The following is a 15,503-nucleotide window of genomic DNA, read 5'->3' on the forward strand; positions in this document are numbered from 1 at the left end:
GGTGCGGCAGCGGGCGTTGTTGCACCAGCGCATGCAGCACCTGCTGGTTGACCTCGGCACTGGCTGCCATTTCTCGCACCAACCCGCGCAGCGGCCGCGTGCCGCCGCGCTTGATCAGCTGCGCTTCTGGATCGCGCCCGAGGAATGCGCGGTAGAGCTGGCGCAGGTCTTCGCCGGTGGCCAGGGCTTCGAGCGAGGGCGGCGGGCTGCCCGCAGCGGCGGAAGCCGGACTCGCAGCGTCTGGCAGCGGTGCAGCAGAGCTCAGGTCGGCAGGTCCCGGCTCATTCATAGCTGATCGATGAAGTGCAGGTACGCCGCGGCCGAGTGCTGCACCGAGCAGTGGTGCCGCATGTACTGCTCGGCCCGCCGGCCTCGGGCGGCCCGCAGCTCGGCGCTGTGCATCAGCATTTCCAGCGTGGCCGCCAGTTGGCGCGGCTCGCCGAGTTCCAGCGGCACTTTCAGCACCACGTCATCCGGAAATTCGGAGGACGGGCCGAAGTTGTGGACCACCGCCGGCAAGCCCAGCGCCAACGCACGCGCCAGCGTGCCGGAGCTTTCGCCGACCGTGGGGTGGCGCAGGTTGACCAGGCAGTCGGCAGCGACGATGTACTGGAAAAACGCCGATTCCGGCACATAGCCGGTGACGACGACACGCTCTTCGAGCCGGTGCTGCCGGATGACGGCGTCGATGTCGAAGCCGGCATTGCGTTCTCCGGCAATGACGAAAAAGAAGTTCAGGCCCTGATCACGCAGGCGGGCCAGCGCAGCCAGCGTGGCCTGGATCTGCTTGGGCGGCGTGATGAAGCCCAGCGAGAGCACCATGAAGCCTTGCCCGGGCAGCTGGAGCTGAGCCCGGGCCTGGGCGCGCTCCAGGCCTTCGACCTCGATCACCAGCGGCGAGAAGTGGTGCGGGATGACCAGCGTGCGGGCCTTCACCTCGTTTGGCAGCCGGTCATAAACCCAGTGGTTGTGCACGATCACACCGGTGGCCAGGTGCAGCAGGTGGCGGTTGACTGGCAGTGTCTGCTTCTGCGCCTCGGAGAACACGCCGATGCGGCGCAGGTCGGCCAGCACGGCGCCCGGTTCGCCGTATTCCTCGCGCAGCACATCGCGATAGCCCACGGCATCGCCGCGCGCCAGCGTCGCGTCCTCGACCAGGTAGTGCAGGTTGAAGTCGTGCTGGACCAGCACGCCGGGGCGCTTCTTGAAGGCTTCGTAGGCGAAGACGTGATCGCGGTTGTTGCCGATCTGGTAGACGTGCGGCAGCGCGGCCAGGCTGCTGTCGGCTTCGTATTCGGCTGGCGAGATCACGCGCAGCGCGTCGCCGCAATACGGCAGCTCGGCCTGCACTTCGGGTGTCAGGCCTTCCTCGTTGACCAGCACCACGCGGCGCTTCAGGCACAACGAAGGCAACAGCTCGGCGGTGTAGGCCGCGATGCCGGACTTGCGCGGCGGCAGCGGCGAGAACATGACCAGGGTGTCAGTCTGCGCGGTGGTCGGGGGGTTAGAGGACATCGTCCACTTTCTGCGGGCTGGCGCCAGGGAAACCAGGCGGATCGAAGGTGGTGGCGTTGGCATGGGCCAGCACCAGCGCGTTGACGTAGTCCGCCAGGTGGCGCTTCAGGTCCACCGTGGTGAACTGGTGCAGCGGCATCAGGACGTTGCGCAGGTCGGCGAGATCGCCTTCCAGCCGGCCGATCTGCGGCACGCTGGCCTGAGGCGCAGCAGCGTCAGGCGCGCCAGCCGGGGACACCACGCCGCCCTGCTGCTCCAGCATGTGCAGCCGCCGGCCCAGCCTGAGCACCTCGTGCCGCAGCCAGGCCCGCTCGGGATCATCGCCACCCGCGAGCGCCGCCGGCGCCACCCGCGCTTCGGGCGATTCCCCGATGGCCGCCCCGGTCACCACCTGGCGCAGCGCAGCCACGTCGGCTTCGGCTTGGGCAATGCGGGAGTCCATCTGCGCAAGCGAAGCCATGGCCGTTTCGACCACCAGCTGGACTGCCTCCGAAATGCCTTCCAGCGTGATGCGCGACACCGCTTCGCGCAGGTCGCGCGCGTCGTGGATGACATGCAGCAACTGCAGCTTCTGCGTCACGCGCAGGTAGGTGCTCAGGTCGTTGTTGGCCGGGTCGTAAGGCAGGTCCGGCGGCAGGTCGTCTTCCAGCTCGGTGCCGATGCGCTTGGCACTGGTGGACAAAGCCAGTTCGCGCAGCACCCGCGGGCGGGCCTCGGGCTGGGTGACCAGCAGGTAGTGGTAGTGGCGAAAGCCGCCCTCGTCCGGCCACTGGTGCTGGATCGCCAGGTAGGCATTGATGATGAAGCCGTTGATGTCGCCGTGAAGCAGCTCACTCAAGGTGAAGCGCTTCACGCGTTCCGGCAAGCGTTGTGGTTTCAAAGCCAGGATCCTGTGCAAGCGTGTTGCCGTTGCCGGCCGGCGGGCCCGGCAGGTCGGCACAGGCGAAGGGCCAGCCTCAGCTGGTACGGCCGTACGTATCTTCGAAGCGCACGATGTCGTCTTCGCCCAGATAGCTGCCGGACTGGACCTCGATGATTTCCAGATCGACCTTGCCAGGGTTGGCCAGCCGGTGCACCTCACCCAAGGGGATGTAGGTGCTTTGATTCTCTGTCAGCAACACTTTTTTGTCACCGCAGGTAACTTCTGCTGTGCCGGTCACGACGATCCAGTGCTCGGCGCGGTGGTGGTGCATCTGCAGGCTCAGCGAAGCGCCCGGGTGCACCATGATGCGCTTGACCTGGAAACGGCCGCCGTTGTCGATGCTGTCGTACCAGCCCCAGGGCCGGTGCACCTTGCGGTGCAGCGTGTGCTCGCCGCGGCCTTTTTCGGTCAGCCTGTTGACGATGCGCTTGACGTCCTGGCTGCGCGAGCGGTCGGCCACCAGCACGGCGTCCGGCGTCTCGACGACGACGATGTTGGACAGGCCCACGGTGCTGACCAGCCGGCTGGTGGCATGCACCAGCGTGTTGCGGGTATCTTCCAGCATCACGTCGCCGGTGGTGGTGTTGCCGGCCGCGTCCTTGGTACCGGCCTGCCAGACGGCGTCCCAGGCACCCAGGTCGTTCCAGCCGGCGTCGAGTGCGACCATGCGGATGTCGAACTCGCTGCCCGGGCATTGCTCCATCACCGCATAGTCGACCGATTCGGACGGCACGTGGGCGAACTCTGCCTTGCCGGGGCGCACAAAACAGGCGTCGTGCTGGCGCACGGCCCAGGCGGCGCGGGTGGTCGTGGCGATGTCGGGGCGGAACTTGTCCAGCGCCTTCATCCAGGTCGAGGCGCGCAACACGAACATGCCGCTGTTCCAGGTGTAGTCGCCTTCGGCCAGGTAGCGGCGGGCGGTTTCCTCGTCCGGCTTCTCGACGAAACGCGCCACCTTGTGCAGGCCATCGGCACACGCCTCGGCGCGAATGTAGCCATAGCCGGTTTCAGGCCGGTCCGGCGTGATGCCCAGGATGACGATGGCGCCATCGGCCGCAGCGCGCACCGCGTCTTGCAGTGCAACGGTGAAGGCGGCGCCATCGGCCACGGTCTGGTCGGCCGGCGTGACAACCAGAACCGGGTCGACGCCCCCTTCCAGTGCCTGCAGCGCACCCAGCGTCAACGCGGGTGCGGTGTTGCGGCCAGACGGTTCCAGCAGCACGGCGGTCGGCTCGTGGCCGATCTCACGCAATTGCTCCAGCGTCAGGAAACGGTGCTCGGCGTTGCCGACCACCACCAGCGGCGCCACGGCGATGTCATCTGCTGCCAGGCCGGCCAGGCGCTGCGCCGCTTGCTGGAAAAGACTGTCGTCTCCCGAGAGCACCAGAAACTGCTTGGGAAAGCCTGCTCGCGACAGCGGCCACAGCCGCGTGCCGCTGCCGCCAGCCATGATCACGGGCAGGACAGGAATGGGAGATGACATGAAAAAACTCGCTGTGGATTTATGTACACGGCCGGCATGGGCTCGCACGACCTGGCCGGCAGCACGCCGGCGGGAGAAAACTATCGAACAAATCAAAGCCGCGCGCCATCCCTTTGGACGCTGAATAACAGCCGATGTTGTCGAGTATGGCGCAGACTTGACCATACCATGAGGCCCCCTCGCATCCGCAGCGAGCCCCTGCCCTGCCGCGCTTGGGCCGCGCAACTTCGTGGACACCAGCCCACAAGAAGGGACAGCGACGGGCAGCGGTCGCGAGCATCCGTCCTGTCCTGTTCTGTTCGCAAGCGCGCGTTTTTCACGGAACCTGCCTGCAGCGGCCAGCACATGCCTGCCGCAGGGGAAGCCACACGCCCACCCGCGGCTCGCTCACGTATAGTCACCATGTGGCCCCTGCCGGCGGTCCGCGTGTCAATCTCTTGTTGCAGCTGAATTCTCCATGTCCGACATCATTTTGCACATCGGCCTGAACAAGACGGGCACCTCGTCGATTCAGGATTTCATGAACATGAATGCGGCCAAGCTGCTGCGTCATGGCATGTGCTATCCGACCACCGGCCGCGATGGCACGGCCCATCACGCGCTGTCACGCTGGATCAAGGTCAACAAGGACGATCCGGCGGCGCTTGAGAGCGAAATGGTGAAGTCGCTTCGCAAGGAAATCGAGGGCACCAGAATCACCGTGCTGTCGTCAGAAGATTTCCATACCTTGACGGACCGTGGCGTGGAAATGATGAAGGAGATCCTGAAGGATCATCGCGTGAAGGTCGTTGTGTACCTGCGCGAGCATTTGAATTACCTGGCGAGCTGGTATCAGCAGAACGTGCAGGGTACTCATCTTTCATGCGCCTTTGACACCTTCTGCTATTTCAACAAAAAACCCTTGCACGCCATCGTCGAACGTTGGGCCGCGGTTTTTGGAAAGCAGCATGTTTCGGTGCGCGTCTATGACCGTGCGCAATTGCTGGGCGGTGACATCGTCCAGGACTTTCTCGAACAAGTTAATCCACGGCTGGACGTCGCGAAATTGAAGAGAAAGCCGTATGAAAGCAATCCGTCGGTCTCCGGCAACCTGCTGTTTGCCAAGCGCCTGATCAACAACTTCTGCGACAAGTCGCAGGCTGCCTCGTATGTCCACGAGGTGTCGGCGCTGTCCAAGCTGAAGCCCACTTTTGCTGGCCACATGCTGGTCGCAGGTGATGTGGTCGACGCGGTGGTGCAGAGCTACAAGCAGGACCGCCGGATCCTGGCGCACAAATACGGTGCAAAGATTCCCGAACTCAGCGGCGTGCGCGCAGGCCATGCCACCCCGGACCTGGACGCTTTCGCCGAAGACTGGGCCTTGATCATGCATACCGCGGAAGTTCGCGGCTTCGGCTTTGCCACGGCCGCCAGGGTGCTGTCCAAGGGTGTGGCGCTGAAGGCGCCCATGCATGTGCCAGGACTCAGCCATCCCGGCAGCCTGCACGCACCCAATCCGATGTCCCTGTCCTGAGTCCCCATGGCTGACGTTTATTTGCACATTGGCCTGAACAAGACCGGCACCTCGTCGATCCAGGATTTCTTCTTCCTCAACATCGAGGCCATGGCGCAGGAGGGCATCTGCTATCCGCGCGCAGGCCTGGATGGCGCCGCCCATCACGCGCTGTCTTATTGGCTGGGCACACCTGAGCCGGACCGAAACTTCGAGCAATCGCCCATGGTGCTGGCGATGCGCAAGGAGATCGCAGGCGCCAGCAAGGTGGTCATTTCTTCCGAGGACCTGCATACCCATGGCGCGCGGGGAGCGCGCATCCTCAAACGCCTGTTTGCGGGTCATCAGGTCAAAGTGGTGTTCTATGTGCGCGAACACCTGAGCTACCTGGCAAGCTGGTACCAACAGAATGTGCAGGCCTCGCACTTGTCATGCAGCTTTGATACGTTTTGCCACTTGACGCGAAAGCCGCTGCACACGCTGGCCGACGCCTGGACCGAGTCCATGGGTCGCGAGAACATGTTCTTGCGCCTCTATGACCGAAAGGCCCTCACCGGTGGTGATGTATTGCTGGATTTCGTGCGAATCGTCGGCGTGCCGGGCGATCTCGAACGCTTCCAGCGCAAGCGTTATGAAAACAACCCGTCCGTCACCGGCAATCTGCTGTTCATCAAGCGCCTGCTGAACAATCTGCTGGACAAGGCCACGGCCTCCAACATGGTCAACGAGACCACCGAACTGGCCAAGCTCAAGCCGGAATTTCTCGGCGCGATGCAGGTCGATGCCCCGCTGGTGGCCTATGTGGCGGGCATGTACAAGGGGGATCGCAAAGTCCTGCTGGACCGATATGGCGTCGAGATTCCAGAGCGCAGCGGCGCCATGGCGGGCTCGCTTTTTCCCGATTTCGCCACCCTGCGGGAAGATTACGACCTGATCCTCGACACCGCCGCGGCGCGCGACTACGACATCGCCAAGGCGATGCGCATGATCACGCTGGGTGATTTGAGCTACCTGAACGGCAAGCACTGAGCGCTGCGAAGCAGCATTTCCCGCTGCGGTGCTCCATGCAGCCGCCTGTCACCCTGGTGCGGTTCAAAATCACAAGCTGTGGTATGGCCAGCCAAATTGCTGCCATATGCCACGAAATCGTGTCAAGCCCCGTTTTGTCCTTTGTTCAAGGACTGATAAGCTGACACTTTTAACGTTAACGCCTGCGCGTGGCCGGGTACCAGGCACCCGCTGCGCCAGACTTGCTGCGAAGCCACCACCGGTCAGAAGGTGAGAGCGCGACGCACATCGTGTGAATCAAGGGACGTAGGAATGAGGACTTTGCAGGACATCCGCGCCTGGGCTGTTCATGCGCAGCCGGTATTTATTTGCGGGCTGGAGCGCTCGGGCACTTCGATCTTGCAGGTGTCGTTTTCGCGTCATCCGCAACTGTTCCCGGTGAAGGATGTCTACGAGACCTTCATCTTCGCGAATCCGCGCTCGGCACTGGAAGTGCGTGCACCGGCGATGACCAAAGCCTATCTCCAGGGCGATGAACATGCCAAGCGCTTCCGCGAACTGTGCGCCGGTTTGCGCGTGGGCAACGCGGAGTTGTCCGAGGCGGACATCATCCGGGCCTTCTTCTGGTACTGCGCCCACCAGGTCTACCCGGGGCGGCAGCCGCTGGAAAAGACGCCTTCCCACGTCAGAAGGCTGGCCCGGATGCTGGAGATCTTCCCGAGAGCTCGGGTGATTGTCTGCACGCGCGACCCAGTGGACGTCGTGGCCAGCTATCGCAAGCGCCTGAAAAAGGAACAGTCCCTCGGCCGCTCGCGCGATGAGTGGGGCTGGCTGGACCGAACGGCCGAACAATTGCTGGCCCATTTCCACACCGTGTCCGAACACATCAGTGCCGCCCGGCAGCGCTGGCCCGAACAAGTGTTTGTGGCACCTTATGCCTGGATCACCAACGATCCGGAAACCGCCATGCGGCGGCTTTGCGAGTTCGCCGGCCTGCCTTTTGTGGACGCAGTCCTGAAGCCCCAGGAGGTACCGGACCGCAAGGTGGACGAAATGCTCTCCAGGCCCATCTCCAAGCGGGCTTCAGAAAGCGATCAATTTGTCGATGCACAAACGCAGGCCATGATTCGGCAGCAGATGGCAAAACAGATGCCGCTGTGGGACACACCTGGCACAAGCACCGGGATTGCCGCCCCTGGCGCGATAATTGCAGGAGGCGGTTAACGCGCTATGTGAGCTGTTTGCGCCATGATCCTCTCCCTGAATCGTCGTTTCGTCTTTGTCCACGTCCACAAGTGTGCGGGCACCAGCATCGAGGTAGCCCTGGCGCCGCTGTTGGCAGCCAATGACCTGATCATTGGCTCCACCTCAGAAGGGGAAAAGCACAAGAAGCTGCTTGGGGAAATGGTAGGGCTTCACAAGCACTCGGGCGCGGCAGCAGCGCGCGCGCTGATCGGTGCCGAGCGCTGGAAGAACTTCTACACCTTCGGCTTCGTCCGCCATCCGATCGATCGCTTGTATTCGCTCTACACCTATGCGCTGGGCCAGCTTGAACGCAAGCCGATGACCCTGACCGAGGCCGAGGCCTACGCACTCAACGGCGCGTTGCCAGACCGTCCGCCGTATTGCTTCAAGGCCGCTCAGGCTGCCTTCGCCAGCAAAAATTTCGACGCGTTCCTGCGCGATCCTCGCTGTTGGCAGGACGACGGCGCCAAACCGCAGTGGCAGAGCCTGTGCGACGAGCACGGCCAGCGCCTGGTCAAGTTCGTGGGCCATGTCGAGCGCATCGACAAGGACTGGCAAAAGGTTCAGAACCGCATGGGCATCACGGCGCCCATCGGTGTCCAGAACAAGAGCCTGGGCACGGGCCAGGAAGCGGCCCCGCAACCGATCAAGGTCGCCGCGCCGCGCCGCGGCTGGCATGAGGACGACCTCTCGTCGCTGGCCTGGGCCATGATCAAGCGCCACTGCCTGCGGGATTTCCGGATCTTCGGCTACACCCTGCCTGCGCCCCTGCAACGCCACGTTGACCGCAAGTCTGCCGTGCAGCAGGAAGCGGCTGCTGCCCTGCAATCCGCGCAATTGCTCATCAGTACGTCCACCGAAATTGCTGCCCCCATCGCCGCGTCTGTGGTTTGATGAGTCATGGCCGTCTACTCAGCCAAGCGCAACTACCTTTTTCTCGCCAGCCCGCAAACCGGCAGCAAGGCCATCGCCAAGACCTTGCTGGAGAAGCTCGACGGTCAACAAATCCCCTCGCAAGGCATTTTGCGCAACGGCAAGATCGTGTTGAGCAAGCATCACACGACGACCAAGATGCTGATCCACCACAAGCTGCTGACCGAGTCGCAAGTGCAGCAGGCCTTCAAGTTTTGCGGCGTACGCAATCCGTTCGACCTGCTGGTCAGCCGTTACGAGAAACTGCGCGGCCGGCACACCGAAGCCAGCAAGATTTCGGGCCACATCCGCAAGAACACCCGTGCCCGCGAGGTTGTCGGTCTTGCAGCCGAGCTGGCCTTCCCTGAATGGGTGCGCCAAGCACACGAACAATACCTGGCGGCGGACAAGCCCGTCATGGGGCCGATGGTCTTCGTCGACAGCGTCGATCATGTGATCCGCTTCGAGGCCCTGACCCAGGGCTTTCAAGAGGCATTGGCGCGACTCGGCATCACGGAGGACATCCCGGTGGCCGAGCACAACGTCACTGCGCAAAGACTCGACGGCGGCCAGAAGCGCGACTACCGAAGCTACTATGACGATGCAACGGTGGCGTTGGTGCAAAAGCTGTATGCGCCGGTGATCGAACGCTTCGGTTACGGGTTCGACCCCAACTGAGCCACCGGCAGCGGACACGCTGCCGCCGCCATTTCTGCCGCAGCGCCCAGCTGCGGCCCCGCCCTCTCTGCACGCCGCCTTTTTTCATGCGCACCTGCTACCTTCACATTGGCATGCCCAAGACCGGCACGATGTCGATCCAGGCCTCGCTGGGCCGGGCGACTTCGCTGGGTGACAAGTTCAAGTACATCGTGCTGGACAAGCAGGTCAACTGCAGTGCCGCCTTGCTGGAGATCTTTGCCGGTGAAGTCACCCAGCGTGAGCAGGAACTGCGGACCGGCTGGACGCCCGAGCAGGGGCTCGCCAACAGGAACCGTTTGCTGGCTCAACTGCACAGCAGCTTCGATGACCAGCACGAGGTGTTCATCCTGTCAGGCGAGCGACTGCACAACCTGACGGTGCCTCAGCTGCAGGAGCTGCGCAAGGCGCTGTCTCGGCATGTCGACCAGGTCAAGGTCCTTGCCTATGTGCGCGGCGCGGCCAGCTGGATCGAAAGCGCTTTCCAGCAGCGCCTGAAGACCGGCTCGCCGGCCAACTTCAACAACCTGCGCAACGTGCTGCCGAAGTACCAAGCCAAGTTCCTGCGCTTCGACCGGGCCTTTGACCGCGAAAACGTGGTGCTGTGGCCGTTCAATCCGGCAGAATTTCCGGGCAAGGACGTGGTGCTGGACTTCTGCCACCGCCTGGCCATTCCGTTCGACGCCTCGCGGGTCATCATCGACAACGAGGGCGTGTCGGTCGATGGTCTGGCCTTGCTCTACCTGTATCGCCGACTGGCCAAGCAGGGCAAGCTGAGCCCGCAGGACAAGCTGGACGTTCGCCTGCTGACACGGCAGTTGCGAGACATCGAGGGCGACAAGATGCGCCTGGCGCCCTCGGTGCTGAAACCCTACCTGGAACTCACCGCGGCCGACATGGCCTGGATGGAAGAGCGTCTGGGCAGCTCGATCTCGGCACTGCCGCCCGAACGGCCAGGCGCGCTGCGCACCGAAGCCGACCTGCTGCAGCTCACGCCGCGCGCGCTGATCTGGCTGCAGCGCACGCTGGGTGATGCCTTGCCCGACTCGCCCACCCACGAGCAGGTGGTCGTAGCAATGGACATCTGGCTGGCCGGACTGCGCAGCAAGGCTGCCAGGGCGGGTGCCGCCGGTGGCCAACCCGCGGCCAAGACGGCTCGCGCCAACCGCCTTGCTGCCGCACGCGCCACGCCCAAGGCCTGAACTCGCCCCCGTCGACGAAAAAGGCCGGCATCACTGCCGGCCCTTTTCATGTCCAGCGGCCAGGCCGCTTCAAGCTCACTGCTTGACGGCTTCGACCTGGATCACGACGCGAACGGCGTCGGGGAAGCCGTAGTTCAGGCCGTAGTTGACGCCGAACTGGCTGCGAGTGACCGTGGTCTCGAAGTCACCGCCGCACACTTCGCGCTTGTTCATCGGGTTGACGTAGCAGTTGAAGTTGGTGGCCTTCAGCGTGACCGGGTTGGTCTTGCCCAGCAGCGTCAGCGAGCCGCCGATTTCGGTGACCTTGTCACCAGCGAAGGTGAACTTGTCGCCGACGAACTTGGCGGTCGGGAAGGCTTCGGCGTTGAAGATCTCGGCGCTCTTCAGGTGCTTGTTGAAGGCCTCGAAGCCGGAGTTGACCGAGCTCATGTCGATGGTCAGGTCGACCTTGCCGGTCTTGGCTGCCTTGTCCAGCGTGACCGAGCCCTCCTTCTTGTCGAAGCGGGCGCGGTTGGTCGAGGTGCCGAAGTGGGTGATCTCGAAGGTTGCGTAGGTGTGCGCGGGGTCGATCGCGTAGGTGGCCGATTCGGCTTGGGCAGCGGTGGAGGCCAGCAGGGCGATGGCGGCAGCGATCAGGGCGGTTTTCATTCGGAAACTCCGTGGGATGACAGGTGAGGGAAAAGGATGGTGGCGGGCGCCAGGCTCACAACGGCGCAACGCCGGTGACCGCCAGCTTGAACTTCACGACCACGTCGTTGGCGACCATGGACGTGTCCGCCCATTCGCCTTCGCCGATCTTGAAGTCCAGGCGCTTGATGGTGAAACTGCCGGCGGCCGTGGTGGTGGCGCCGGCCTGGGTCAGGGTGACGGGCACGACCACGTCATGCACGGCACCCTTGATGCTCAGCTTGCCGGTGACTTCGACCTTGCCCGGGCCGGCGGCCTTGATGGCGCTGGACTGGAATGTGGCTTGCGGGAACTTGGGCACGTTGAACCAGGCAGCCTTGGGCACTTCGGCATCGGTCTCGGCGGCGCCGAAAGTGGCGCTGCCGGTGTCGATCGTGAAGCTGACCTTGCCGGTCTCGGGCTTCTTCGGATCAAAGGCGATCTGCGCGTCCCACTTCTTGAACTTGCCGTCCACCGGCACGCCCATCTGGCGCGAGGTGAAGCTGATGTCGCTCTGGGCCGGGACGATCTTCTGGTCGGCCAGCGCGGCGCCAGCGCCCAGCACGAGCAGGCCGGCAGCCAGGGTCTTGAAGAACTTGGAGGAGACGGAGGCGGTGTTCATGATGCTTGGTGAGGTCCGGAGTCTTGCGAAGTGCCGCGATTGGACGGCGCAACAGAGAGTCTTGGTTGGCATGAGGGCTTTCAGCCGCGGCCGGGGCGCATGCGGTTGATCAACCCGTCGCGGTCGATGAACTGGTGCTTCAGCGCGGCGGCAATGTGCAGCCCGGCCAGCACGATCAGCGCCCAGGCCAGCGCGCCATGCCAGGGCTCGATCATCTCGGCCAGCGCCTTGTCCTTGGGCACGAAATCCGGCAGCTGCAGCACGCCGAACCAGACGATGGGGAAACCCGCCGCCGAGCTGTAGGCCCAGCCGACCAGCGGCACCGCGAAGAACAGCGCATACATCAGCCAGTGGGTCAGGTGCGCCACCGTCAGCTGCCACTGGGGCGCTGGCAAGTCGGCGGGCGGCCGGTGCGTGGCACGCCACAGCAGGCGCAGGATGGACAGCGCGAGGATGGTCATGCCGGCCCACTTGTGCCAGTTGAACAGCTTCAGCCGGGTCATGGAGAACGGCAGGTCGGCCATGTAGAAACCCACGCCGAACACGCCAAGAATCAACAGCGCCAGCAGCCAGTGAAGGCCGATGGCCACACCGCTGTAGCGTTCTGACTGATTGAATGATGACCGGGTCATGTTGCTCTCTCTGTCGGCCCGGTGCGGGCCATGTGGCGTGATGCAAGGACTGCAGTGTCCGCAGCGCGAGCCACGGCGCGGTTCAGGCCGATTGAAGGCAGCACTTCAGTTTTTCTGAATGACGATTCGTTACCAACTTCATCGCCAGCCTTCTCAAAGCCTGGTTTTCAGACGGGCGGATCGAACCGCGCCGCATGTTCGGGCGAAACCAGCAAGGTCGCCAGTGGCTCCGCCAGCCGCTCGGCCTGGTCCGCAGGCAGCAAGCGGTGGCGCAGCGCGAAGTCCAGCGTGCACAAGGCCGCGTCCACCGTCATCTCGCCATTTGCGGCCCGGGCCAGGGCCTCGGCCACCGACATCAGGCTGAACTCGGCCACCTCGCCGTCCTGGTTCCGCGGCTGCAGGCCACGCGGCATTGCAAGATCGTAGACATGCAGCCATTCGACCTGCCGGCCCTCGGGCAGGTCGCAGTCCAGCGCCAGCACCCGACCAGGGCGCAGCACCGCCATCTGCGCCGGCAACAAGCCTGCTTCTTCCCAAGCTTCGCGCAGCAAGGCCTCGCGTGGCGTCTGGCCCAGCGGCACGCCGCCACCGATCAGGTTGTCCAACATGCCGGGGTCGGTGGCCTTGTCGAAAGAGCGGCGGGCGATCCACAGCTGCGCCGGCCGGCCGGTGGCATCGGCCACGAAACCATTGCAATGCGCACCAAAGGTCCGCGTGCCCCAGAAGCGCGCCGAGGCACGTTCGATGGTCGCGCAAAGCCTGTCCTCGTCGTCGAGCAGCGGATACGGCTCGTCGCGCCAGGCGCGGATCAGGCCTTGCGCCCGCAGTGCATGGTTGACCTCGGCCAGCACCACGCTGAGCGCTTCGGCCGGTGCGGTCAGCGCCACGCCTTGCGCGTCCACCTGCAGCCACTGCGGCCAGGCAGCGAGCGCGGCAAGGTCCGCTTGCGCGACCGATCCGGCCACCACGCCATCCACCCACAACGGCGCCCGCGGCCGGCCTGTCCGGGCGCGCGCTTGGGCGATGCAGGTCCAGTCGGCGGACCACCAACGGGCAGCAGCAGGGGCGGTGTGCTTGGGCATGTGGCGGCGATCTTAGACTGCCTCGCCAGGCAACCGGCATCGCCATCCGGCTCCTGCCTGGCCCAATCCGAATGGGAGTGGCGCGACAAGCATGGCCTGTGTCAGAGTCGCCCCGCTGCCCCATCCATTTGCCCCACCCCACAGCCCACCGGAGCCCGACCGTGACCACTGCCTCGCCCCCATCGCCCCAGGCCTGCGCCGCGTTGCGCAAGGCCTTGCTGCACCTGCACCGCACGCTGGTCGAGCAAGAGCGCATTGCCTACGAAAAGCGCCACGGCCGGCAGTCCGCCGGCGAGTTCCTGCAGGTGATGGCCTATGCCGACGAGATGCGCTGGCTGGAACCGCTGAGCCGCTTGATCGTGATGTTGGACGAGGCGATGGATGCCGACGGCGACGCCGCGCTGGCGCCGCAGGCCGTGGCCGAGCGTGCACGTGCACTGCTGCGACTGGACCGCGACAGCAGCGACGCTTTCGCAACCCGCTACGCCATGTATTTCGATGCATCGCCGGACCTCGCCCACGCACATGCCGCTGCACTGGCGGCCTTGAAAGTCCAGGACTAGACCCGCTCGACCTGGCGCTGATTCAAACGCTGCCGCAGGCGCGCCCACCAACCCGCCGGTCGCTCGAAAGCCGCCTTGCACGGCCAGCACAACCAGACCTCGGTGCCCTGCCCGGCCTCGCTGCGGATGTGCAAACGCCCGCCGGATTTCTCGGCCCGCTCGCGCATGCCGACCAGTCCCCAATGGCCGGGCCGGCTGCCGCGGCCGAGCGTGTCGGCGTCCAGGCCTTTGCCGTCGTCACGCACGCGCAGGTGGAGGTGGCGCAGGTCGTGGCGCAGCTCAAGCTGCACCGTCCTGGCCTGGGCATGGCGGAAGGCATTGGTAAGCGCCTCTCGGCCCGCCATGAAAGCCTCGCCCAGCATCTCGGGGCGCAGCGCCGGCAAGGCCTCGTCGGCCTGCACCTCGAAGCGCACGGCGCTGGCCGCACTGGCCGCCGCCAGGTCTTCGCCAACGGCCGTCAGCGCGCACACCAGGTCCTGTTCGGACGGGTCCGGGTTGCGCAGGTCGTGCACCCGGTCGCGCGCCTCGGCAACGACAAGGTCGGCGCGGTCCAGGATGGTTTCCATCTCCTGGCGCCGCGGGTCGGTGCGCGGCAGCTTGCCGGCCGCGAGCTGGAAGCTCAGCACCAGGCCTTGGGTGCCTTGCAGCAAGGTGTCGTGCAGCTCGCGGGCAATGCGCTCGCGCTCGCGCAACCGCTCCTCGAAACGCATGCGGACCCGGCGCGTCAGCGTGCCCAGCCGCAGGCGGTACAGGCTCCAGGCCATCAGTGCCACGGCCAGTGCACACAGCGCCATGAACCAACCGGTCTGCCAGAAGCTGGGCGGGATCTCGAAGCTGACGGTGGCATCCGTCGCAGCCGGCACGCCGTCCTCGTTGGTCGCGGCCACGTGGAACTGGTAGCGGCCGGGCTGCAGGTTGGTGTAGAAGGCCTGGCGCCTCGCACCGGCGACCTGCCAGTCGGCGTCCACGCCGTCGAGCCGGTAGCGGAAGCGCACCAGCTCGGGCACGCTGAGGCTGGTGGCCGTGTAGTCGATCTGCAGCGTGTGCGTACCGGCGGCCAGGGACAGCTTGGCTTGCAGCGCCTGCGTCTGGCCGTCGGCCGCCAGCGCCAGCACATGCACCTGCGGCGCCACGCGGTTGCGCGGGATGTGGCGCGGCTCGATCCAGAACAGCCCGCTGGTGGTCGCAAACCAGAGTCGGCCGTCCGGCGTTTCGGCGGCCGTGGGCATGGGCCGCAGGTTCTCCGGCAGACCTTCGACACCGGCATGCGCGCCGAAGGTCTCGGCTTCCAGCGCAACACTGCCGCCGCCCGCGGCCACACGCCTCAGTGCGTCAGCCGACACGCGCATCACACCCGAAGCAGCGTTCAGCCACAGCTCACCATCGGCGCTGTGCACCAGGCCCGAGACGCCCGCAATGGGCTCGCCGCTGGCGCTGGTGACCATGCGGAAACGCCCTGCCTG

General features: G+C 64.9%; 16 protein-coding genes. 7 read left to right on the forward strand and 9 right to left on the reverse strand.

What is annotated here, in order from left to right; genetic code table 11:
• The 4 genes from FKP22_RS06320 to FKP22_RS06335 all read right to left on the reverse strand — a co-directional run.
• The coding region (locus FKP22_RS06320; protein WP_211361316.1) for a hypothetical protein at positions 1-289 on the reverse strand (289 nt) is incomplete at its 3' end.
• A complete protein-coding gene (locus FKP22_RS06325) occupies positions 286-1,515 on the reverse strand; it encodes a glycosyltransferase family 4 protein (RefSeq protein WP_170200777.1) in 1,230 nt (409 codons plus the stop codon). The genes FKP22_RS06320 and FKP22_RS06325, both read right to left, overlap by 4 nt.
• Positions 1,505-2,353, reverse strand: coding sequence for a hypothetical protein (locus tag FKP22_RS06330; RefSeq protein WP_170200778.1), 849 nt, complete (start codon positions 2,351-2,353; stop codon positions 1,505-1,507). The genes FKP22_RS06325 and FKP22_RS06330 overlap by 11 nt, the downstream gene beginning before the upstream one ends.
• Before the next feature lie 118 nt (positions 2,354-2,471).
• Positions 2,472-3,920, reverse strand: a complete 1,449-nt coding sequence (locus FKP22_RS06335; RefSeq protein WP_231010275.1) for a mannose-1-phosphate guanylyltransferase/mannose-6-phosphate isomerase — start codon at positions 3,918-3,920, stop codon at positions 2,472-2,474.
• 457 nt (positions 3,921-4,377) lie between these two features.
• Between FKP22_RS06335 and FKP22_RS06340 the strand changes: the two genes are divergently transcribed.
• The 6 genes from FKP22_RS06340 (at position 4,378) to FKP22_RS06365 (ending at position 10,475) form a co-directional block, all read left to right on the forward strand.
• The gene (locus tag FKP22_RS06340) at positions 4,378-5,433 is read left to right on the forward strand and encodes a sulfotransferase domain-containing protein (protein ID WP_141286259.1); all 1,056 of its coding nucleotides are present in this window, start codon (positions 4,378-4,380) and stop codon (positions 5,431-5,433) included.
• A gap of 21 nt (positions 5,434-5,454) precedes the next feature.
• Positions 5,455-6,441: a hypothetical protein gene (locus tag FKP22_RS06345; protein WP_141286261.1), complete on the forward strand. Its 987-nt coding sequence runs from the start codon at positions 5,455-5,457 to the stop codon at positions 6,439-6,441.
• A gap of 300 nt (positions 6,442-6,741) precedes the next feature.
• A complete protein-coding gene (locus FKP22_RS06350; RefSeq protein ID WP_170200779.1) occupies positions 6,742-7,644 on the forward strand; it encodes a sulfotransferase family protein in 903 nt (300 codons plus the stop codon).
• Positions 7,645-7,668: 24 nt separating this feature from the next.
• The gene (locus tag FKP22_RS06355) at positions 7,669-8,559 is read left to right on the forward strand and encodes a sulfotransferase family 2 domain-containing protein (RefSeq protein WP_141286265.1); all 891 of its coding nucleotides are present in this window, start codon (positions 7,669-7,671) and stop codon (positions 8,557-8,559) included.
• A gap of 84 nt (positions 8,560-8,643) precedes the next feature.
• Positions 8,644-9,255, forward strand: coding sequence for a sulfotransferase family 2 domain-containing protein (locus FKP22_RS06360; RefSeq protein ID WP_170200780.1), 612 nt, complete (start codon positions 8,644-8,646; stop codon positions 9,253-9,255).
• A gap of 86 nt (positions 9,256-9,341) precedes the next feature.
• Positions 9,342-10,475, forward strand: coding sequence for a hypothetical protein (locus tag FKP22_RS06365; RefSeq protein WP_141286269.1), 1,134 nt, complete (start codon positions 9,342-9,344; stop codon positions 10,473-10,475).
• A 75-nt stretch (positions 10,476-10,550) separates the two neighbouring features.
• On the opposite strand, the gene FKP22_RS06370 is transcribed toward FKP22_RS06365, so the two are convergent.
• The 4 genes from FKP22_RS06370 to FKP22_RS06385 all read right to left on the reverse strand — a co-directional run bounded on the left by FKP22_RS06370 (position 10,551) and on the right by FKP22_RS06385 (position 13,477).
• Positions 10,551-11,123, reverse strand: coding sequence for a YceI family protein (locus FKP22_RS06370; RefSeq protein WP_141286271.1), 573 nt, complete (start codon positions 11,121-11,123; stop codon positions 10,551-10,553).
• Between the two features lie 55 nt (positions 11,124-11,178).
• Positions 11,179-11,763 (reverse strand): YceI family protein, encoded by a 585-nt coding sequence (locus tag FKP22_RS06375; protein ID WP_141286273.1) that lies wholly within the window; start codon positions 11,761-11,763, stop codon positions 11,179-11,181.
• Positions 11,764-11,843: 80 nt separating this feature from the next.
• Positions 11,844-12,395: a cytochrome b gene (locus FKP22_RS06380; RefSeq protein ID WP_141286275.1), complete on the reverse strand. Its 552-nt coding sequence runs from the start codon at positions 12,393-12,395 to the stop codon at positions 11,844-11,846.
• Positions 12,396-12,562: 167 nt separating this feature from the next.
• Positions 12,563-13,477, reverse strand: a complete 915-nt coding sequence (locus FKP22_RS06385) for an NUDIX hydrolase (RefSeq protein ID WP_141286277.1) — start codon at positions 13,475-13,477, stop codon at positions 12,563-12,565.
• 161 nt (positions 13,478-13,638) lie between these two features.
• Between FKP22_RS06385 and FKP22_RS06390 the strand changes: the two genes are divergently transcribed.
• Positions 13,639-14,040: a hypothetical protein gene (locus FKP22_RS06390; RefSeq protein ID WP_231010277.1), complete on the forward strand. Its 402-nt coding sequence runs from the start codon at positions 13,639-13,641 to the stop codon at positions 14,038-14,040.
• Here the strand turns inward: FKP22_RS06390 and FKP22_RS06395 are convergent.
• The coding region (locus FKP22_RS06395; protein ID WP_233446810.1) for an ATP-binding protein at positions 14,037-15,503 on the reverse strand (1,467 nt) is incomplete at its 5' end. The genes FKP22_RS06390 and FKP22_RS06395 overlap by 4 nt on opposite strands.

The organism is Ideonella azotifigens (genome assembly GCF_006519715.1).
GTDB classification, from domain to species: Bacteria; Pseudomonadota; Gammaproteobacteria; order Burkholderiales; family Burkholderiaceae_C; genus Ideonella; species Ideonella azotifigens.

Excerpts from the sequence above, each read along its gene's own strand:
- FKP22_RS06325 (WP_170200777.1), bottom strand. The coding sequence starts at position 1,515 with ATGTCCTCTAACCCCCCGACCACCGCGCAGACTGACACCCTGGTCATG.
- FKP22_RS06335 (WP_231010275.1), bottom strand. The coding sequence starts at position 3,920 with ATGTCATCTCCCATTCCTGTCCTGCCCGTGATCATGGCTGGCGGCAGC.
- FKP22_RS06340 (WP_141286259.1), top strand. The coding sequence starts at position 4,378 with ATGTCCGACATCATTTTGCACATCGGCCTGAACAAGACGGGCACCTCG.
- FKP22_RS06355 (WP_141286265.1), top strand. The coding sequence starts at position 7,669 with ATGATCCTCTCCCTGAATCGTCGTTTCGTCTTTGTCCACGTCCACAAG.
- FKP22_RS06365 (WP_141286269.1), top strand. The coding sequence starts at position 9,342 with ATGCGCACCTGCTACCTTCACATTGGCATGCCCAAGACCGGCACGATG.
- FKP22_RS06370 (WP_141286271.1), bottom strand. The coding sequence starts at position 11,123 with ATGAAAACCGCCCTGATCGCTGCCGCCATCGCCCTGCTGGCCTCCACC.
- FKP22_RS06375 (WP_141286273.1), bottom strand. The coding sequence starts at position 11,763 with ATGAACACCGCCTCCGTCTCCTCCAAGTTCTTCAAGACCCTGGCTGCC.
- FKP22_RS06380 (WP_141286275.1), bottom strand. The coding sequence starts at position 12,395 with ATGACCCGGTCATCATTCAATCAGTCAGAACGCTACAGCGGTGTGGCC.
- FKP22_RS06385 (WP_141286277.1), bottom strand. The coding sequence starts at position 13,477 with ATGCCCAAGCACACCGCCCCTGCTGCTGCCCGTTGGTGGTCCGCCGAC.